Source organism: Kitasatospora sp. NPDC001175, assembly GCF_053598215.1.
Map to the genome: position 1 here is coordinate 22,808 of NZ_JBSFJU010000047.1, position 18,965 is coordinate 41,772.

Here is an 18,965-nt window from a genome sequence, read left to right on the forward strand (position 1 = left end):
ATCCCCGATCCTGGAACAGGAATTCGACGCGCGAGGAACCAAGGTCGAGCAGCGGGTGATTCCCGTGGGAGGTGGTGGAGCGCCGGGTTGCGCCACTGTCCCTGAGGAGGATGGCTTCGGCCCGGGCTGCCTGCGCCGGCACCGAGCGGTGCACCGCGCTCGCCCCGCAGTTGCTGCGGGAGTTGGCCCGGCCGGGGCAGGGGGCTCAGTGTGACCAGTACGGGTTGTCGACGGTCGTGTCGGCGGGGTCGCCAGGGCGGGAACAGGATACGTGGTCGGCGGCCAGGTCGCCGTAGTCCTCCCGCCTCCCCGGCTCACTTACTTCGGTCGCCCAGGCGCATCGACCTGGTTCCGGCAGGCCGCCGCTCACGCCGGCCTGTAGCGGCAGGCGGTTGGCATCGGTCGAACCGAACGGCCGCCGGCCGTGTCGGGTGGCCCCGGGTGCGGCTTGGCTCGTGATGTGGAACCCGGCCAGTTCCCCGGCTGCCTCGACGGTGCTTCTCGCTCTCGGGAATAGTTGAAGGTTAAATTTGCTTGTTGTGACCGACGACGGCTGACAGCGAGGACGTTCATGAGCGTCTCCCGGCGGGGTCTGACCCAACGGCTCGCCGCGCATTCACGCCGTGCGTCCGACCGGCACCCGCGCGACAGTACCCGTCGCGCGCAGCGACCTTTCGAAGGAGCGGACATGGCCTACCAGACCGGACTGGCGCCCAGGATCGACGTGCGGCGCGCCGGAGAACGCTTCGCCACCAGGATCGACTGGCTCGACTCCAAGCACTCGTTCTCCTTCGGTCGCCACCGCGACCCCGCCAACACCCACCACGGACTGCTGCTGGTCAACAACGACGACATCGTGCGGCCCGGCAGCGGCTTCGAAACCCACCCCCACCGGGACATGGAGATCGTCACCTGGGTGCTGCAGGGCTCGTTGGTCCACCAGGACTCCACCGGCCACTCCGGCGTCATCTACCCCGGGCTCGCCCAGCGGATGAGCGCCGGAAGGGGCATCCTGCACTCCGAGAAGAACGACTCCTGGCGGTTGGACGGCGGCGAGGCCCACACCGAACCGGTCCACTTCGTCCAGATGTGGGTCGTCCCCGACGAGAGTGACATCACCCCCGGCTACGAGCAGTTGGAGATCGAGAACGAGTTGCTGGCCGGGGGCCTGGTCCCGGTCGCCTCCGGGATGGCCAAACACGACGGCGCCAGCGCCATCCGCATCAAGAACCGCTACGCGGCCCTGCACGCCGCCCGGTTGCGCCCCGGCCAGAGCGTGGAACTCCCGGATGCGCCGTACCTGCACCTGTTCGTGCCTCGCGGTGACGTGGCCCTGGAGGGCGTCGGACCACTCGGCCCCGGTGACGCCGTCCGCTTCACCGGCGCCGGCGGCCAGAAGGTCACCGCCGTCGAGCCCGCCGAGATCCTCGTCTGGGAGATGCGCGCCGCCATCGCCCGCTGAACCTGCCACCCATGCCCTATCGGGCCGAGCTGTCCCAGGCTCGCCGACTGATCGGTGTCACCAGGCTGCCGACGATGACCGGCGCTGGCGGGTTCGGCGAGACCCGCCTGGCGTAACGGGCTGCATGCGACATCGGACGCTCCTTCCCCGGAGGGGCCTGGGCGGTGGCCCGGGTGCGCCGGTCGTCGTCGGCCGGCGTGTTGCGCGGCATCCGGGTGTAGCGGGAGTCGGGCATGAGATCGAGCAGTTCGGCCTTGTCGGGGGCCTAGGTGGAGAGCGCCAGTGGTGAGAGGTCGAGCACCCTGGCGACTCGCCGCCTGGTGACGACTTCGACGCCCTCGGTGTCCGCGGGCTCGATGGCCACCGTGGCGGTCTCCGCTGTCGAGTGTGCCTGGCGCGGCCCCACGGGAGGGCGAGCGCGCGTGCAGGGTCTCCCGTTCGGCTCCGGTTCGTGGTCATGCGGAAATCCCGCCACGGCGATTCTCCGTACTATGTATAGTGTACATTGTACGGAGAATCGCGAACCGGATCCCGATCGGAGAGGACCCACTCTTGAAGATCAACAGCTCTGCCGTCTCGCTGACCGTCGAGGACGTCCCGGCCTCTGCCGCGTTCCTCACCGAGCACTTCGGCTTCCAGGAGCAGATGGCGGCCGACGGCTTCGTCTCGCTCGGCCGCGAGGATGCCGGACTGAACGTCATATACCTGCGCCGAGGCCTCGAGGTACTGCCGGAAGGCTTCCGTGACCAGCACGCCGCAGGCCTGATCCTGGTCTTCACCGTCGACGACCTGGCCGGTGAGGAGGCCCGACTGCAGGCGGAGGGCGTGGAGATCACCATGCCACTGCGTGAGGAGCCCTGGGGTGAGCGGCTGTTCCAGGTGACCGATCCCAACGGGGTGGTGATCGAGCTGGTCGAGTGGGCCGTCCCGGCCGCGAAGTGACCTGATCGAGAGCCGAGTCGTCGAGAACGACGGTGTCCCCGGCCTGAGTGGAAGGAATTTCTGTCCGTCTGTCGATCCACGCCTGTGAGGCCTCGGCCGGCAGCGAGGACGAGGTGCACGAGCGGCCGCTTCAGCCGGATGACGTCGATGCCGTGCTGCGCACCGGGTGCGCCCCCGCTCGTCGAGGCGGCTGGCGTCCGCCTTCGGCCCCTGTCTGTTGCTGTTCCCGCGCACTTTGAGAGATCCTCAGCCATGCCCGTGATCAATTCTGGCTTCGGCATGCTGTCCGAGGACTTCGCCAGCGCCCCCACCCCTACTTCGCATGGCTGAGGGAGCAGGCACCGGTGCACTACGAGCCGGCGATCGGCAGCTACTTCCTCTCCCGTTACCAGGACGTGAAGCGGGCGCTGACCGACCACGAGGCGTTCACCACCGAGACGCTGCAGGTGCGCGCCGAACCGGTGATGCGCGGGCCGGTCCTCGCCCAGATGACCGGGGCCGAGCACACCGCCAAGCGAAAGATCGTCGTCCGTGGCTTCACGGGACCGGCCCTGCAGGACCAGATACGCGCCATCCGCGCCGACGCCGCCGAGCTCATCGCGCCCTTCCTTCCTCGGGGCCGGATGGACCTCGTCGATCGCAGACGGCGGCGTTCAGCGCGGAATCACCCAGCCCGGCGCCCAGGTCCCGGCGGCGTCGTGGCCGGGCGATGTGGCGGCGAGGTGGGCGCGGAGAGTGGCCAGCGCTGGGCGTGGGTTGTCGCGGTGCCAGAGGAGCGAGTGCGGGTAGACGGGCGTTGGTTCGGTCACCGGGATGCGGCGCAGGCCGTGGTCGGCGGGCCAGACGAGGCGGGTCTGCTCGCCCATGAAGGTGGCCAGGGCCGGGGTGTCGGCGATGGTGTCGAGGAGCGCGTCGGAGCCGAAGTTGGGGCCGGTCGCCTCGATGGTGAGGCCGAACTCGGCGGTGAGGTCGTCGTAGTAGGCGGCCCACTCGGTACCGGGGACGATGCCCGGCATCCAGATCCGGTGCCCGGCGAGCTGGGCGACGGTCACCGACCGGGCGTCCGCCAGCGCGTGGGCGGGGCCGGTGAGGAGCTGGAGCGGCTCGTCGAGCACCCGGACGGACTCGATGTCCTCGGGGAGGGGTTGGCCGGGCACGGCGACGGCGCGGAAGGACGCGTCGATCGCGCCGGACCGGATGGCGGCGACGGCCGTCTTGACGTCGAACAGCATCACCACGTCGAGGTCGATGTCGGGGTGCGCGCGGTGGAAGCCGCGCATCAGGCCCGACGCCGCGACGCGCGAGGCGATCACGTCGACGCGCAGCGGACGGCGGCCGGTGCGCACGGACGCGGCCGCGCGCTCGGCGACGCGCAGCAGTTCGCGGGCGTGGGGTAGGAACGCCTGCCCGTCGATGGTGAGCTCGGCGCCGCGCGGGGTGCGGGTGAGCAGCCGGACGCCGAGGTTGCGCTCCAGCGCGGCGATGCGCTTGGAGACGGCCTGCTGGGTTACCTCCAGCTCGGCGGCGGCCTCCTGGAACTGCCCCGCGTCGGCGGCGGCGATGAAGGTCCGGACAGTGTCGAGGTCCATGCCGATACCCTATGGCCACAACCGTTGGTTGTGGCCGGTGGCCCTTCGGTTGTTTGATCCCCGGGTACGGTCCTCGCTTTGATGCTTCCGATCGCGGATCGGTTGTGCGGGTGAGTGGCGAGGGGCGTCGGGTATGAGGAACGGGCACCGGCTGGGACATCTGCTCGGACATCGGCTGGGGCGGCGGTTCGGGTGGCTCTGGGGAGCGTACGGGACCAGCGCGCTCGGCACGTGGCTCGCCTTCGGCGCGTTCCCGCTGATCGCCATCCGGGTGCTGCACGCCGGACCGGCCGAGGTCGCCGCGCTCTCCTCCGTGGGGGCTGCGGTGGGCGCGGCCGTGGCGGTGCCGCTCGGCCCTTGGGTGGAGATCCGCCGCAAGCGGCCGGTGCTGATCGCGATGGACCTGGTGCGGTTCGCGGCGCTGCTGACGATCCCCACCGCGTTCGCGTTCGGCGTGCTCACCTTCCTTCAGCTCCTGCTGGTCTCGGTCGTCGTCGCGGCGGCCGACATCACCTTCCGTGCCGCCTCCGGCGCGTACCTGAAGACACTGCTGCCGGCCGAGGACCTGCTCGTCGCCAACGCCCGGTTCGAGTCCACGGCCTGGACGACCACGATCATCGGACCGCCGCTGGGCGGCGCGGCGATCGGGCTCCTCGGTCCGGTGGCGACGGTGGTGGCCGACGCGGTCAGCTACCTGCTATCGGCCCTGGGCATCCGCGCGACGGGCGGGCACGAGCCGCGGCGCGAGCGGCGGGAGGCCGCGCGCATGCGGGCCGGGGACCTGCTCGACGGCTGGCGGTACATCCTCACCGACGCGACGCTGCGCCCGCTGTTCTTCAACACCGCCCTGTTCAACGGCCTGGTGATGGCCGCCGAGCCGCTGCTGGCCGTACTGATGCTCGGCCGATTCGGGTTCGCACCGTGGCAGTACGGCCTCGCCTTTGCCGCGCCCTCGATCGGCGGCCTGCTCGGTTCGCGGCTGGCCCGACCGCTCGTCACCCGGTTCGGGCAGCACCAGGTCCTGGTCGTGACCGGCGCACTGCGCGCGATCTGGCCCGTGGGCCTGGCCTTCCTGGGGCCGGGCACCGGAGGGCTGCTGCTGGTTATGGGCGTCGAGCTCGGGCTCATCTTCTGCTGCGGGGTCTTCAACCCCGTCTACGCCACCTACCGCCTCGAGCGCACCGCGACCGACCGGGTCACCCGCACGCTGTCCGCCTGGGCGGTGACGACAAAGGCGTCGACCGCGATCCTGACTGCCGTCTGGGGCGTGCTGGGCGGCCTGCTCGGCCCGCGTACGGCCATCGGCCTGGCCGGCGTGCTCCTGCTGGCGACCCCGCTACTGCTCCCCCGTCGCGCGGCAGCGCCCCTGGCCGAGCCGGAACCGGCACCGAGCCGCGCCTGACGGGCCGCCACGGCCGTCACCGCGATCGGGCTGCGCAGCCCTTGTTCGGAGCGGTTCACCCCTCTGCGTGGAGCTCGGAGGTGAGCGCGGCGGCCTCCGCCGTGGCCGGTGGGGGTTGCATTCCTGGTGAGCGACGAGCCGTTCCCCCTGGGGGTTCGGCTCGCTGGGCAGGGCATGAACAAGCGCAGTTCTGGGCCGATGTCGGCTACACCGGCGGCCTCATCGAGTACTGCTCACCGCCCTCCGCGCCCAGCCGCTGGCTCCTGCCCGGCCGCGGATTTCGGTCTCAGGGGGTGGGCAGGCCGCCCGGGCGGGCGGGGCGGCCGAAGCGGACCGGCACACCGGGGGAGTACAGCACGCTCACCGGCGGACCGGCCGGCGACGGCAGCCCGGCGGCGGTCACCAACTCATCCTCGAAATGCAGGAGTTCGGCCCGGTGCAGCGGCCAGCGCGGGTGGGTGTTGGGCAGGTACACCGGCTGGCCGAAGAAGGCGTTGTGCATGCCCCAGCGGGCGGTCAGGAAGTGCTCGAGGGCGGTCGGCTCCTCGATCCGCTCGCCGATGTGCACCGCGATCCGGCAGCGCGCCCCGCGCGGCCCCGGCCAGCGCCGGCTGCTGGTGTAGCTGACGGTGTCCACGTCGCGGTGGATCGCCATCCGGGCCCACGCGTAGGGCAGCCGGAAGGCGCTGCGTGCGATGGCCACCGGCAGCAGCCGCGAGGCCTCCAGCGAGCGGAACACCACGCCCCGACGGCCGTGCCGGTCCACCGAGTAGAGCCGCACGTTGGTCTCCGGAAAGGTGCCGAGGTACGGGATACCCGGCATCCTGAACCAGCCCACCCGGTACATCCGGAACGCCACCAGGCCGATGTAGGTGAGCCCGTCGTGCGTGTCCGGCGCGGTTCCGGCCGGCAGTAGCGGCGCCACGTCGACGGGGTCGGCGGCCCAGTGCAGGAACGTCAGGTCGAGCCAGGACTGGGTGAGCAGCGTGTGCGGTACTTGGCGCACCGGATCGGGCGTTATCGGCTCCACGGGGGCAGGTGTGAGCGGCATCGCATCAGCGTCGCACGCCCTTACGGTCGTCGAACCAGTAACCCCCGTGGTCGACTTCGGACAGCATAGCCATCACGGGACTCCTCACGATCGGTGCCCGCCGCCCCGGTGGCGGCGGGCACCGTAGGAAAGCCCGCGGTTCTTACCGGATTTCTTCTGGTCGAAGGGCTGCGGGAGGCGTTCCAGCAGGGTGTGCAACACCGTGACAGTGTCGTAGACCGTCCTCGGGGACGGGAACGGCTCCCTGGGCCCGGGGTCATTGCCCCGCTGGGCGCGGTGGTTGAGCGCGCGGATCTTCTCCGCAGCAGCACAGGCGACCTCGACGGGAGTGCGATTCGACTTCATGCCGCTCATCGTGCGGCTGCCGGATGCCGCGAGGGAGCAATCTACGCCGGCCGACCGCCGACCGCTCGCTCAGCCCGCGTAGGTGACCTGCACGACCGTGACCGTGCCGGTCTTCTCCCCGACCAGAACCACGGCTTGGATGTGCCCCCGGGCGATCGTGCGCATCACCCCGTCGTCCGCCCCGTACGGCATGGAGGCACGCAGCGGGTCGGCGAGGCAGTCGAGGAGACACACGGCCAGGTCGGCCCGGCCGTGGTCCGGGAGAGCCTGGTAGATGGCGAGCTGATCAGGGCCGAGCCGAAGGTGCCAGGTCATGCCGCGCCCCGCGCGCGGGGGGCGGGCTGGGTACCCAGCGGTGCCTGGTCCAGCCAGCGCAGCAGCTCGCCGGTGATGTCCACGCTGCCAGCCTCAACCTCGGAAGGGAGCTCGCCGTGCGCAAGGTAGTGAGTACGCAGGCCCTCGAGACGGACCCGGTCGGCCTCCTGCTGCTCGACCACCGCGACCCAACGGCCGAGAACCGCCGGGAGTTCGTCGACCGGCGCCCGGTTCACGTCCCGAATGAAACTTCGCTGCGCCTCTGGATGCGGCAGCGCACCACGCAGAGCATCGATCGTCCACCTGCTACTCACCGCTACGCTCCCTCGGGCCGGGGTTGTTCGAGCACCGAGATTAGCGCACAACTCCTTGCTCCTGGGGGCGGGTTCGGGTCATCAGCGGCCGCTGATCGGCTGGCCAGCCCCAGCGCAGCACCGACGCACGACCTGCTGCGCCACTGTGGACTGGTTTCACGTTCCTGGGCGGGGAAGCGCTCCAGACGGTGTTCTCCGGAGCGCGGTCTCGTGCCGCATCAGACGGCGTTCACCTCGGTCCTGCTGATATGGGGCCTGGGATGGATGGCTGTTGTCAGGAGGCGCGTGGACTGGCACGGGAAGCAGTGGGGTTTCCGCAGTCTCGATGAGAGCCCTGTATGTGGCGGTGTTCAGGTCCCAGCAGATCCACGGCCCGCGCATCGCCGGGGAGATCGGGAGTCAGAGCTCCAACTCGTAGACCTGAGCGGTCAGACCGTCTCCGAAGTCGAATGGGCCTGGCTCCTCCGCCACCAAGCGGAAGCCGGCGGTGAGGTAGACGTGGCGGGCCGCCGCCAGCGTGTTCATCGTCCACAGCCGGATCCGCCGGTAGCCGGCCGCGCGGGCGAACTCCACGCAGATCTCGACCAGCCTGGTCCCCAGGTGGTGGCCGCGGGCGGCCGGATCGACCAGCAGGACCCGCAGTTTGGCGGTGGCGATGTCCTCGTCCTTGGCGTCGACGCAGAAGACGCTGCCCACCCGGCGCCCGTCCAGTTCGGCGATCCAGCCGGCCTCGCGCGCCGGATCGTGCTCGGCGGCGAAGTCGGCGACGATCCCGGCCACCATGACCTCGAAGGCGCTGCTCCAGCCGTACTCCGCCGCGTACATCTCCCCGTGCGCGAGGACCACCCAGCCGAAGTCCCCCGGCCGCCCGATCGGCCGGATGACGGCCTGGTGTGCGATCTCCACGTTCACCAGTAAAGCAGGAGCGGTGAACTGAGGACCATTCAGCCCGCTCGCCGCCCGCCGCCCGACCGCGGTGGTCCGCGCCCACGTTGCGGCGAGCCCTTCCAGGTCTGGGCCTGCAGGTACAGCGCGAGCATGGTCGCGATGCAGCCGCCCAGGCTGTGACCGATCACGTTGACCGTTGCCCCGGGCGCGTCCTTGAGGAGGGCGGTGAGCGCCTGCACGAGGTTGGCGCCCGTCGGCGAGGAGTCGTCGGTCATGCCGGCGATCTGGGTGAACGCCGCCATGGCGCCTTTCGAGACGGATACCGGCGATGATCCGCCGACGGTGAACGGCACCACCGTGCCGACGTCGAGGTCCTCGAGCATGTCGATCGCGTGGGCGACCGTCCCGCGGACGACCACGGCGAACTGGTTCGAGCCGGAGGAGTCCTTCGCGATGTAGGCCATGTGAGCTTCAGCTGTGCACGGTCCGGTGCGTGGGCGTGGGCCTGTCCTGAAGGCGACGTCGGAGTTGGCCCGCCACCCCGGGCGGTCCGACTCTGATCCGCCGGGCACCTTCTGGGTAGGGTGGCGCGACAGCACATCGCGAACAGCGAACAGGAACAAGGAGCAGACGTGAGCGAGCCGGCATCCATCGCCCTGCAGCAGGAGATCGCCCGGGAACTCCAGGTCGCCGAGACATTCGAGCCCGAGCGGGAGATAGAACGCCGGGTGGCCTTCCTCGCCGAGCGGCTGACCTCCACCGGTCTGCGCTCCCTCGTACTCGGCATCAGCGGCGGCGTCGACTCCACCACCACCGGCCGGCTGTGCCAGCTCGCTGTCGAGCGGGCCCGGGCCACCGGGCACGAGGCGCGGTTCTACGCGATGCGGCTGCCCTACGGCGTCCAGGCTGACGAGCACGACGCCCAGCTCGCGCTCTCCTTCATCCGGGCCGACCACGTGCTGACCGTGGACATCAAGCCCGCGAGCGACGCCGCGCTCGAGGCCTCGCTGGCCGCCGGCGTGAGTTTCCGCGACGCCCACCACCAGGACTTCGTGCACGGCAACATCAAGGCCCGGCAGCGCATGATCGCCCAGTACGCGGTGGCCGGCGCGGCCGACGGCCTGGTCGTCGGCACCGACCATGCCGCCGAGGCGGTCTCCGGCTTCTTCACCAAGTTCGGCGACGGTGCCGCCGACCTGGTTCCGCTGACCGGCCTGACCAAGCGCCGGGTGCGCGCCGTCGCGGACGTGCTGGGCGCACCCGCCGAGTTGGTGTGGAAGACCCCGACGGCCGATCTGGAGACCCTCGACCCGGGAAAGGCCGACGAGGACTCGCTCGGGGTCACCTACGACGACATCGACGACTTCCTGGAAGGCAAGCCGGTGGACGAGCGGACCTTCGAAACGATCGTCAGCCGCTACCGCCTCACCGACCACAAGCGCAGGCTGCCCGTCGCCCCCTAGAGAGCAGCCGCTCGCTCAGGATCGAGTTTCGCGCGGGCCGACTCTCACACCAGGTCGGGCCAACTCAATCGCTCAAAGACCAACCCGAACGCTCAGTCCCCAAAAATCGTGGTCGGGTATGAGGCGCATGCCCCGGGCCTGCGCGCCCTGGTGACCCGGTGGAGTGCGGTCCGACCGGCGGGGCTCGCCGCGGCCAACCGCAACGCCGTCCGCGGCGACCCCTACGGCGGCTCCGCCGATCGACCAGATCCTCATCTGGTGGCCGGGGCTGTCGTCGAGCCGCCACCGCGCCGCGGTACCCGGACTCTGGCACATCGGTGCCTCGGCTCATCCTGGCCCCGGTCTCTCCGGGGTTCCGGACAGCTGGTCACCCGGCAGCTGCTCGGCCGTGCCGCACAGCTCCGTGGCCTGCTCGCCGCAGGGCGGACGGTCCTGCGGCGATCCCTCGCCCGGGCACGGTTCGACCGGTCGGCGGCAAGGGCCTGGGGCTGCTCGAAGGGCCACCCCCGGAACGGGACGTGCGCACGCTACCGTCCGGTGTAGGTGAACTCGTCGGCCGGGCTGGTGGGAGAGGTGGCCTTGCCGACCGTCACGGTGATGTCCACCGTCTGGTGGTCGTCGAGCAGACCGGGCGCGGTTGCGATGATCTGGCCGGTGGACACGAACTTGACCGAATCGGATGCCTTGTCCTTGAAGTGCACGGTGGCGCCGGCGGCGAAGCCCGAGCCGCTGATGGTGACCGGGGTGCCGACCTTTCCGCTGGTCGGGCCGACCGCGCTGACCACCACAGGTGCGGGACCGCCATAGGCGAACTGCCCCATCGCGACGGCCGGGGAGGTGGCGAGGGTGTTGGTGACGCGGACGTGGACGACGCCGGTTCCGTTGGGGACCTGAGCGGTGATCCTGATGCCGGAAGGGTCGATGTCGCGCTTGGTGCAGGCGAAGTGGCCGAAGTCGACCATGCTGTCCGGACTGAAACCGGTGCCGTGGATGGTCACCGTGTCGCCCGGTGCGCCGAAGGTGGGGGTCACGTAGGTCACCACCGGCCCGGACGGGACGTCAGGCGCGTCCACCAGGTCCAGGTAGGTGGAGTTGGCGTGCTGGTAGGCGACCTGGCCCATGAAGTCCTGGGTGGTCTTGTTGACCAGGGTCTTGGCAAGGCTCGTGTATCCCGTGTTCATCAGGCAGAGGGTGCCGGGCTGGACGTAGACGTTGCCCTTGGTGCGCTGGGAGATCGCCTCGATGAGCAGCTTCACCTCATCGGTCGCCTGCGGTCCCGGGCTCGGGTACCAGCCGGCGGTGGTGTCGAGATCGGCCCACGCGTGCGGCACCAGGTCGTAGGCGTTGTTCTGGCGCTCGTCGATGACCCACGGCAAGGAGTCGAAGTAGTCGACGAAGCTCTGCACGCCGGCGGTGGGAGCGGCATAGGTGATCACCGCGAACTTCGGCTGTTTCGGCCAGGTCTGTGCCTGCAGGTACGGAGCGAGCATGGTGGCGATGCAACCGCCCAGGCTGTGACCGGTCAGATAGACGGTCGGCTGCGGCGAGGAGGGCGCCGACTTGAGCAGGGCGGCGAGCGCCTGAGCGAGCGTGACGTTCGGGGAGGGTGAGGCGATCGAGCGGGCGTTGACAACCCGTTTGAACGCATCCATCGCCCCCTTGGAAACGGCGATGGGCTTCGGCGATCCGCTTTCGGGGAACGGGACGACTGTGCCGACGTCGAGGTCCTCGAGGACGTCGGTCAGATCAGCGTCCGTTCCGCGAGCGACCACGGCGAACTCGTTCGAGCCGTTGGTGCTCCGTGCGATGTAGGCCATATTGGCGTTGGCCTCGCTCAGGGCGAGCCACACCAGCTGCCACTCGCCCTGCGTCGCAAGGCTGGGATCGCTCAGTTGCGCGTCGATGCCGGTGATGATTCGTTCGGTATGTTGCTTCGGGGTTTCCCCGGACGGACGCGGGGTGGCCCCGGTGGATGCAAGGGCAGCCAGGGTCATGGTCACCTGGGCGATTGTCGGATCGGGTGCCATCGTCGTTCCTGCTCCTCGGATGTTTTGCCGGTGCGTAGGCGGGACGGCCTTTCGGCAGCATCAGGGCAGATCTGTGCCGAACCGACCGTCAGAGTGGATCGCACACAATCAGACCTCCCCTCTGCGTTGTTCGATGCTTTTCCTGCCTGCAGGTTGACCAGGTTCACCTTGTTGGCCGTCCGTCATACGTGTGTGCGGTTCACCGAGCCAGGTGCGCAGCGCGCTCGCCAGAGCTGCGATGTCCGCGGGCAGCCTGGGGGCGGCGGCCCAGGCGACGATGCCGTCGGGGCGGATGAGCGCGGCCGGCAGATCGCCGCGGTCGGCAGGGGCGGCCGCCACGGTCGACAGGCGGTCCCGCCATCCGGCCGCATCCTCGAAGCGTGGGCACAGGTCTCCCCAGTGATCACAGAGCGTCGCAACTCCATGATCACCGGGACCTTTGTCCGTACTGTTGCCGACGTCCCCGACCGCGCCTATCCGCGCGACCTCTGATGCCGTGCCTCTATGAGAGAAGACCGCGTTTTCCGCGTGCGACGAGCGGGCGGCCGCCGTCTTCCGGTAGGACGACGATGAATCGCCGAGGGCCGTCATCGATGCGGGTCAAGCCGATCGTCGCAGCGGCATCGAGAGCATCGGCGACGGCCCCCGCCCCGTCGGTCAGCTCGTCGAGGCGCGGCGCGACCGCGTTCGCGGGCCCGATTCGCCGACCCGGACGCGCGGCGGGAAGAACGGCGGTGGCGCTGCCCGGAACCGGGCCGACATCGACCACGAAACGCCTGAGCTTCACAGGGCCGCTGTCCGGGGCGGCGTCGTCGGGAGACGGTGCGGCAAGGAGTTCAACGGGGCTCTTCGGCTGGATCGTCCTGGCGGGTGCGGAGAGTGCTGCGCTGCTGAGCGGCTGCTGCCTCTCGTATCTGGCCGGCAAATTCCTGGCTCCGGTGCCGGGTGCCGCCCACCCGACCGTACGGGACCGCATTGACCATCCCGGGCGCCTGCGTGGCCGGTTGGCGGCCGGGGCTGCTCGGTTCCGTACCCTGGTGACCGCCGACCAGTCCGGAATCGCCCCTGGGCGGAACCTGGCCGGTCACGGGAGGAGCGAAGGCCGGGCGTGGACCGGCGGCCGGTGCTTGCCGTGGCGAGGTGCCGGTGTGCTCGGCTCCTGCCGTGGGCTGGTCCGGCGCGAGCAGGCCCGAGGCCCGGCTCGTCTTCGCGTCGCTCCTGGCCAAGAACCCTGCCGCGCCGGCGAGGGCTTCGCTCCCGCCGGTGCCGATGCCGGCGTGGTCGAGCCCGGGGCGCGGTCCGTCGCCTACGGCGAGACCCGCGTGTTGGGGGGTGCCTGCGGTCACGTCGCCCACCCCACCCGCGAGTTGGAGCGAGCGGAGCGTGGACGGCGAGTTCTGCCCGGTCAGGATGCCGTGCAGCTGCCGGGTGTGCGCGTCCTCGCTCTCGGTGAGGTTGCGGGCCACCTGGTTCATCCCGTCGGCGGTGCCCCGGAACGAGCCGAGCAGCCGCTTGAGCACCTCCTCACCGACGATGGTGGCGATCTGTTCGGCGGCGGCGACGACCAGTCTGCCGAACGCGTCTTGGGGCTGGCCCACGTCCAGGCCGTCGACGATCCGCCGGAACGAGCTGCCCTGGGAGTCGATGTCGTCGGCGTGGCCCCGAAGTTCGAGAGCGCAGGAGGCCAACTGGTCCAAGTCCACCCCGAAACCGGGGCTGTTCGACGACCCCGCCCCTTGGCCGGTCACCTCCTTGACCACGGTCTCCACCAGATCGGCCACCGGTTGGGCCAGCGCATGGCCGAGGGCGGACACCGCCTCCTCCAGGATGCTGGAGACGATCTGCCTGCCGGCCGCGACGACGGCCGCGCTGCTCCACGGGCCAGTCGCCGACGCGGCTGCCATCTCGCCCTGAGTCGCCACCAGTTGGGTCACCGTGGCGCCCTTGCAGCCCTCGATGACCAGTGCCGCCGCGTTGAGCGCGGCCGCAGTGGCCCCGCAGGCCTCGACCACCATGCCGGAGTACTTGGAGACGGTTCCCCAGAATTCGGCCAGCTTGTCTGCGGAGGCGCCGTGGTACACCTCCTTCAGCACGGTGAGTGCCTTGTCGGCGTTCATCTGGACGGAGTCGAGCGTCGAGGCCAGCCTTCTGAGCTCGTCCGCGAGCCTGTTCACCTCGTCCTCGTTCGCTTGGGGCCAGTCCAGCCCGAGGAGATTGAGTACGGTGCCGAGTTCCGGCGGTAGTTCGAGTGCCATGCTTCCCCCGAAGTCGGTGTGCGGTCGAGCGCGGACGGAACACTTCCGGCCGGACTGATGCTGCTGTTCACGCTGCTCGGAGAACAGGACACGGGACCGGCCATCTATGACCGGTCGTCACCGTAGGCGCGTCGCGGGCCGTACTCGCGGGGGTGGAGAGGGCGCCGAAGTGTCGGGTCAGCTCGGCACGCTGTCGCGCCGACCGCTCAGTCGGTCGGGTTGACGTAGGAACGGGCAGCGGCGCGGCGGCAGGGGCGGCGGCGATGGGGCGGCCCGCCGCGACTTCGGCCTGGCGCAGTGGAACCTGGTAACGGTCGACGGCCGACATCGCCCGCCCGCCCCGTCTGGGCGCCCCGCCCGGTGCCGGCCGAAGTCCCCAGCCGGCCAGCACCGGCCGACGGGGGACCTGGGCGGCGCCGGCCCGGACTTGCTACTGGAGCGAGACATGATCCAGCTGTGCTGGAGTGGCCATGCCGGCCTCCCGGAGGCATGGGGCTGGACCGAGCGTGGCGTGTACGGCCTGGTCGGCCGGGCCACCCCTGGTCGCCGGCCGGCCCGGTCCTGGCGTGGGAGAGGGCCTACGGGGCCGTGTAGAAGTACTCCGGACAGTAGGTCTTCCCGCTGTTGTCGGGCAGTGGGATGGACACCAGGTCACGGGCGCTGCTGCGCATGCTGCCCATGGACCCGATCGCCTGGCCGACCAGCGGCATGGGGTTGTCGGTCTGCCAGGCCTGTTCGAGTGCGCGGAGCATGCTGCTGTAGTGCCCGTTGAAGGTCTGGAGTTTGGATGCCGTGTCGGGGGTGGGCTTGTTCGCGGGGTCGTTGGCCCAGCCGCCGTCCGGCACGCGTGCGGCCCGGTGGGAGTCGGGCATGGGGATCGGGTCTCCCTGGAAGTCCCATTTGGGGTGGGCGGAGTCAGAGATCTTGATCAGCTTCCGGCCGTGGTAGATCTCGCGGAAGCGGTAGTAGTGGGCGAGTTCTCCCGGCTTGCCGGGGAAGGGGTTCTCGGGGGAGGCGTCGGTGCCCTCGCCCTGGGCCTTGATGATCTCGATCGCGTTCAGGACGTCGGTGATCGTGTTCATCGGGACGATGTCGTTGCCGGCCCCGTGCTGTCCTGACAGCGGGAAGTCGACCTGTCGCCGGCCGGTGAGCAGGTGGGCGTAGTTCGGGAAGACCTCCGCGATCCGGCTGTAGAAGGCGCCGATCGAGGTGTAGGTCTCGGCGAGTGCGATCGGGTTGTCGGGCTTCTCGATCTCGGAGAACAGGTAGGCCGAGTCCTTGCTCAGTCCGCTGAGGTAGACCTCCAGTTCGGGCCGGACGCCGCCGGGTAGCGGGCCGGGGTATTTCGGGACGGTGCTCTGGCCGGTGAGCCGTGGCGTCCCGCCGATGCTGGTGAGCATGTTGCATACCAGGCCGAAGTGGGACATCTCATCGAAGATGATCTCGCGGATCGCGTTGGCCACGTCGCTCTGCTGGTCCTTGATCGACCAGAGGGCACTGGCGTACGGCGGGATGGTCGCCAGCTCCAGCATGATCGCCCGCTGTAGTGCGTCCTTGAGCCACTGCTCGTCGCAGTCCGCCACGGCCACCCGCATGAGCTCGACGATCGCGTTGCTTCGGTAGTCCAGAACCGCTGTGGTCACGATATGCACCTTTCATCCGGCTTGTGCCGGAAGGTACTCGGGCGGTTTTCGTCCGTATGCATGCGAGCCGGGCGTGGTGAGGGAGTCCATCCGGACGAGTGAACGCCGACGCCCCGTGGCGGCGCGAACGCCGAGTGGGGTGGCGGGGGTTGGTTCCACGTTTCAGGACAGCGGCCTGACCCGGTTGGAACCGATCACCTGGGGAACCGCGGGTAGCGCTGCTCCCACCCCATGGGCGCTGCACCGCGGCCACAGTGCTGCGGCGCGCTCCGGGCGGCAGCCGTACTGGTGCAGCGCGGCCACGACCTGGTGGTCGACCTCGGGCGGCATCGCCATCACGGGATGCGGGCGGCCGGCATGCGGGCGGGGTGCCGGCCGGGCGTCCTGGCGTCAGGAGCCGGAGGGCCTGCGGCAGCCGGGCGCTGTTGCCGTCCGGCGTGGGCCGTGCGGAGGTCAGGGCTTCTCGGTGGGCCTTGTCCATCTGGTGGTCACCTGGGGCTCCCGGCGGGGTGCGGGCCAGGCCCGCAGGCGGATGTTCTCGGAGGCGAAGCCCTCGGGGTCCGCGGCGGCGGCCGCCAGGCCGCTGCGGGATGTTCGGACACGGATCCAGCCAGGCGGGACGTCGAACCGGGCGGCGTCAGGGAGGTAGTCGCCGCACCCGAGGACGGCCAGGCACCCGGAGGGGACGTGCAGGCTGGCTTCCACCACGTGGTCGAAGTCGGTGCGGCCGCTCTCCGGCTCGCCGTCCAGGACGTCCACGGCGACGAAGACGTCCATGCTCCGGTCGGCCTCGGGACGGAGTGCGCGCGGCTATGCCTTCTCCGGCGCGTCGTCACCGAGCCTGTGGCCCTGGGCGCGGAGCCAGCGCCGGATTGCCTCCGTGTGCCGGACGGCGGTTGCGTGCAGGGCCGGACCGGTCCTCGCGGCGGCGGCCTCGCGGCCGATCCGGGCGGCGTCCTGCTCGGCGGCCTCGACGACGGCGCTGGCGACCCAGTCGTCGACGACCCCTCCGTTTCTCCACCGGGCGAGCCGGTCGCGCGCGGCCCGGTGGGCGGCCTGGGCTTCGGCCGCCTTCGTCTGTTGAGCGGCCCGCTCCCAGTACCGCGTGCGGTTGGTGAGGTACGCGTCGATGGCGCTCCGGGCCATGGCCTCGTCCCGTTCGGGGTCGTGCTGAGGGCTCGTCATGCGGAAAGAATAAGAGGGTGGCCGACGGGTCGGCCCGCTGTCCGGTCCGGATACCCCCTGGCGCTCAGCGGCCGTGCGCCGGCTCCTTCTCGTTCGCGGATGACCCGATAGAGGCTCAGGCCGGCGCCGTTCGGAGACACTCCTCGCACTCTGGGCCGGCGCCTGCCCAACCCGCCACCGCGACACACCGATCACCGCACCTGCCTGACCAAGCCCTACCAGGTGCACGTTCACATCCACGCGAGGTCAGGGTGACCGTCGTCCAGGGGAGGCGTGGACTCCGACGATCCGGACCCTGGTCCTCCACCAGGGCACGTTCACCGCAAGCTGGTGGCCGGTTCGCTGGACGGTCTGCTCCTGGACGTGACCGGCTGGAGCGAATGCCGAGCGCTGCCAACAGGTCCGGCTGCGCCGTCGTGCGGCCGCGCCAGCCGACCGGTAGCGAAGCGTTAGCGCCGTCGACGAGCCTAAGAGCACGCCGTACGGAACGGCGGACGACAAGGAGGCGCGATGTTCCGCAAGAGGAGTACCGGCGGTTCCGGGGTGACAGGCGTGCGTGCGATCGGTGGTGCCACCGTGCTGACGGCCGTCGGCGCGCTCGTGCTCGCCGTCGCCCCGGCGGCCGTGGCCGCCGACGGGCAGGACGCGGCTGCGGGGCCGGCCCTGATGCGGTCGGCGCGTAGCACCAGCGTGTCGCTCTACAACGGCACCACGGGCATGATCTACCGGAACTACAGCTCGCTGTCGCACGGCGTCTGGGACGACGCCACCCCTCCGGAGTCCATCGAGAAGGCCACCACGGCGTCCTGGGGTTCGCACTCCTCCGGCTTCATGACGGGGACCGAGGGTGAGGCGCGCTACAAGCTGGCGACGGATGAGGTGGTGATCCACTGGGACAACCCGTTCTCCGGCAGCAACAAGTACAGCTGCTCCGTCCCCGAGAGCTACACCTGTTCCTGGACCGGCGGCGGGGGTAACAACGCCTCGGTCGCCTTCACCCTGGGCGGCGGCCCGGCGAGCCTCGCCGCCGGCCCCGCCGAGCAGGCCCCCACGGCACTGGCCGCGGCCAGGAGCACCCATGTCATCCTTCAGAACCGTACGACGTCCACGATGGACCGCACGTCCTCCTCGCTGCAGCACGGCACCTGGAGCGAGAACATGCTGCCGCCGGACAAGGTGTACCCGTTCGCCAACGGAGCCTGGCAGTCGGAGTCCAACGGCTTCATGACCGGAACCGAGGGCAGGGCCGTCTACAACATGTTCGGCGTGGGGAACGTCGAGATCTGGTGGGACAACCCGTACTCCGGCAGCAACAAGTACAGCTGCGATGTTCCCGAGGGCTACACGTGCAGCCGTGACGGCGGCGGCGGCGACAACGCCTACGCCACCCTAACCGTGCAGAAGGGCTGATCCGATGGCGCGCACCCTCCGAATCCTCCCGGGCGTCAAGGCCCTGGCCGCGGCCGCCGTCGCCGCACTGACCCTGGTGCCGCTGGGGACGGCCGAGGCGGGCGCCTCTCCGATGCCGGCCACCGCCCGTGCCCAGACCGCGGCCGCACTGGCGGCGATCACCGACGGCCAGCACTACGTCCTCGCTCCGCAACAGGCGCCCGACCAATGGCTGGGCGAGAACAACTGGGACAGCATCGTCGCCCAGCCCAGCAGGCTCTGGTACGGGAACCAGTACCACCACGCCCTGTGGACCGCCCGCGACGCCGGCAACGGCGCCGTCGAGCTCCAGAACTACGACTTCGGCGGCAGCCTCCAGGACAGCGGGGCCGTGGAGGCGAACTGGGGCCAGGGCGGCACCTGGGACTGGATCGCCGTCGGCGGCCCCGGCGGCACCGTCGCGCTGAGGAACCGCGTCACCAACCGCTTCCTCGCGCTGAACGCCCAGAACGTCGCCGTGATGGCGACGGGCGCCTTCTACTGGTACCTCGTCAACGCCCACGTGTAGCGACCCCTGCGCACCCCGCCGCACCGCCCCGTCACACCCCCGATCGCCCTGTGCGATCGGGGGCGTGCGTATGGATACCGTTTCATCCGGGTAGCTCCCCACCGCTCAGCAGACGAACAGTGGGGAG

21 protein-coding genes are annotated in these 18,965 nt (G+C 70.3%); 6 read left to right on the plus strand and 15 right to left on the minus strand.

Annotated elements, in window-relative coordinates:
• Nucleotides 1-688 precede the first annotated feature (688 nt).
• Both ACWDAK_RS27905 and ACWDAK_RS27910 read left to right on the plus strand, forming a co-directional pair.
• On the plus strand, nucleotides 689-1,462 hold the full coding sequence (locus ACWDAK_RS27905; protein ID WP_344638762.1) for a pirin family protein: 774 nt from the start codon (nucleotides 689-691) through the stop codon (nucleotides 1,460-1,462).
• A 552-nt stretch (nucleotides 1,463-2,014) separates the two neighbouring features.
• Entirely contained in the window at nucleotides 2,015-2,404 is a 390-nt protein-coding gene (locus tag ACWDAK_RS27910) for a VOC family protein (protein ID WP_344638763.1), read from the plus strand.
• A gap of 653 nt (nucleotides 2,405-3,057) precedes the next feature.
• Here ACWDAK_RS27910 and ACWDAK_RS27915 read toward each other — a convergent pair.
• Nucleotides 3,058-3,993 carry a LysR family transcriptional regulator gene (locus ACWDAK_RS27915; protein WP_427395133.1) on the minus strand — a complete coding sequence of 312 codons (936 nt, stop codon included), beginning with the start codon at nucleotides 3,991-3,993 and terminating at the stop codon, nucleotides 3,058-3,060.
• 133 nt (nucleotides 3,994-4,126) lie between these two features.
• Here ACWDAK_RS27915 and ACWDAK_RS27920 point away from each other — a divergent pair, with 133 nt between their 5' ends.
• Entirely contained in the window at nucleotides 4,127-5,395 is a 1,269-nt protein-coding gene (locus tag ACWDAK_RS27920) for an MFS transporter (protein WP_427395132.1), read from the plus strand.
• A 286-nt stretch (nucleotides 5,396-5,681) separates the two neighbouring features.
• On the opposite strand, the gene ACWDAK_RS27925 is transcribed toward ACWDAK_RS27920, so the two are convergent.
• The 6 genes from ACWDAK_RS27925 to ACWDAK_RS27950 form a co-directional block, all read right to left on the minus strand.
• Nucleotides 5,682-6,446: a YqjF family protein gene (locus ACWDAK_RS27925; RefSeq protein WP_427395131.1), complete on the minus strand. Its 765-nt coding sequence runs from the start codon at nucleotides 6,444-6,446 to the stop codon at nucleotides 5,682-5,684.
• Nucleotides 6,447-6,530: 84 nt separating this feature from the next.
• Nucleotides 6,531-6,791, minus strand: coding sequence for a hypothetical protein (locus ACWDAK_RS27930; protein ID WP_427395130.1), 261 nt, complete (start codon nucleotides 6,789-6,791; stop codon nucleotides 6,531-6,533).
• A gap of 69 nt (nucleotides 6,792-6,860) precedes the next feature.
• A complete protein-coding gene (locus ACWDAK_RS27935; protein ID WP_344638767.1) occupies nucleotides 6,861-7,106 on the minus strand; it encodes a hypothetical protein in 246 nt (81 codons plus the stop codon).
• The gene (locus ACWDAK_RS27940; RefSeq protein WP_344638768.1) at nucleotides 7,103-7,342 is read right to left on the minus strand and encodes a hypothetical protein; all 240 of its coding nucleotides are present in this window, start codon (nucleotides 7,340-7,342) and stop codon (nucleotides 7,103-7,105) included. Before ACWDAK_RS27940 ends, ACWDAK_RS27935 begins: the two co-directional genes overlap by 4 nt.
• A gap of 477 nt (nucleotides 7,343-7,819) precedes the next feature.
• Nucleotides 7,820-8,326, minus strand: a complete 507-nt coding sequence (locus tag ACWDAK_RS27945) for a GNAT family N-acetyltransferase (protein WP_344638769.1) — start codon at nucleotides 8,324-8,326, stop codon at nucleotides 7,820-7,822.
• 38 nt (nucleotides 8,327-8,364) lie between these two features.
• The gene (locus tag ACWDAK_RS27950; protein WP_344638770.1) at nucleotides 8,365-8,772 is read right to left on the minus strand and encodes a lipase family protein; all 408 of its coding nucleotides are present in this window, start codon (nucleotides 8,770-8,772) and stop codon (nucleotides 8,365-8,367) included.
• Between the two features lie 168 nt (nucleotides 8,773-8,940).
• On the opposite strand from ACWDAK_RS27950, the gene nadE reads away from it, so the two are divergent.
• On the plus strand, nucleotides 8,941-9,771 hold the full coding sequence (gene nadE / locus ACWDAK_RS27955; protein ID WP_344638771.1) for an ammonia-dependent NAD(+) synthetase: 831 nt from the start codon (nucleotides 8,941-8,943) through the stop codon (nucleotides 9,769-9,771).
• Nucleotides 9,772-10,298: 527 nt separating this feature from the next.
• Here the strand turns inward: nadE and ACWDAK_RS27960 are convergent.
• The 8 genes from ACWDAK_RS27960 to ACWDAK_RS27995 form a co-directional block, all read right to left on the minus strand.
• On the minus strand, nucleotides 10,299-11,765 hold the full coding sequence (locus tag ACWDAK_RS27960; RefSeq protein WP_344638851.1) for an IPT/TIG domain-containing protein: 1,467 nt from the start codon (nucleotides 11,763-11,765) through the stop codon (nucleotides 10,299-10,301).
• Nucleotides 11,766-11,906: 141 nt separating this feature from the next.
• Nucleotides 11,907-12,188, minus strand: a complete 282-nt coding sequence (locus ACWDAK_RS27965) for an aromatic-ring hydroxylase C-terminal domain-containing protein (RefSeq protein ID WP_449806509.1) — start codon at nucleotides 12,186-12,188, stop codon at nucleotides 11,907-11,909.
• Between the two features lie 112 nt (nucleotides 12,189-12,300).
• Nucleotides 12,301-12,585, minus strand: coding sequence for a hypothetical protein (locus ACWDAK_RS27970; RefSeq protein WP_344638856.1), 285 nt, complete (start codon nucleotides 12,583-12,585; stop codon nucleotides 12,301-12,303).
• 49 nt (nucleotides 12,586-12,634) lie between these two features.
• Nucleotides 12,635-14,053, minus strand: a complete 1,419-nt coding sequence (locus ACWDAK_RS27975; RefSeq protein ID WP_427395128.1) for a WXG100-like domain-containing protein — start codon at nucleotides 14,051-14,053, stop codon at nucleotides 12,635-12,637.
• Nucleotides 14,054-14,631: 578 nt separating this feature from the next.
• On the minus strand, nucleotides 14,632-15,696 hold the full coding sequence (locus ACWDAK_RS27980; RefSeq protein WP_344638774.1) for a ferritin-like domain-containing protein: 1,065 nt from the start codon (nucleotides 15,694-15,696) through the stop codon (nucleotides 14,632-14,634).
• 162 nt (nucleotides 15,697-15,858) lie between these two features.
• On the minus strand, nucleotides 15,859-16,032 hold the full coding sequence (locus ACWDAK_RS27985; protein ID WP_344638775.1) for a hypothetical protein: 174 nt from the start codon (nucleotides 16,030-16,032) through the stop codon (nucleotides 15,859-15,861).
• 117 nt (nucleotides 16,033-16,149) lie between these two features.
• A complete protein-coding gene (locus ACWDAK_RS27990; RefSeq protein ID WP_427395127.1) occupies nucleotides 16,150-16,473 on the minus strand; it encodes a hypothetical protein in 324 nt (107 codons plus the stop codon).
• 33 nt (nucleotides 16,474-16,506) lie between these two features.
• Nucleotides 16,507-16,881 (minus strand): hypothetical protein, encoded by a 375-nt coding sequence (locus ACWDAK_RS27995; RefSeq protein WP_344638776.1) that lies wholly within the window; start codon nucleotides 16,879-16,881, stop codon nucleotides 16,507-16,509.
• Between the two features lie 510 nt (nucleotides 16,882-17,391).
• On the opposite strand from ACWDAK_RS27995, the gene ACWDAK_RS28000 reads away from it, so the two are divergent.
• Both ACWDAK_RS28000 and ACWDAK_RS28005 read left to right on the plus strand, forming a co-directional pair.
• On the plus strand, nucleotides 17,392-18,291 hold the full coding sequence (locus tag ACWDAK_RS28000) for a Crystal protein ET79 (protein ID WP_427395126.1): 900 nt from the start codon (nucleotides 17,392-17,394) through the stop codon (nucleotides 18,289-18,291).
• Nucleotides 18,292-18,295: 4 nt separating this feature from the next.
• On the plus strand, nucleotides 18,296-18,838 hold the full coding sequence (locus tag ACWDAK_RS28005; RefSeq protein ID WP_427395125.1) for a hypothetical protein: 543 nt from the start codon (nucleotides 18,296-18,298) through the stop codon (nucleotides 18,836-18,838).
• Nucleotides 18,839-18,965: the final 127 nt, after the last annotated feature.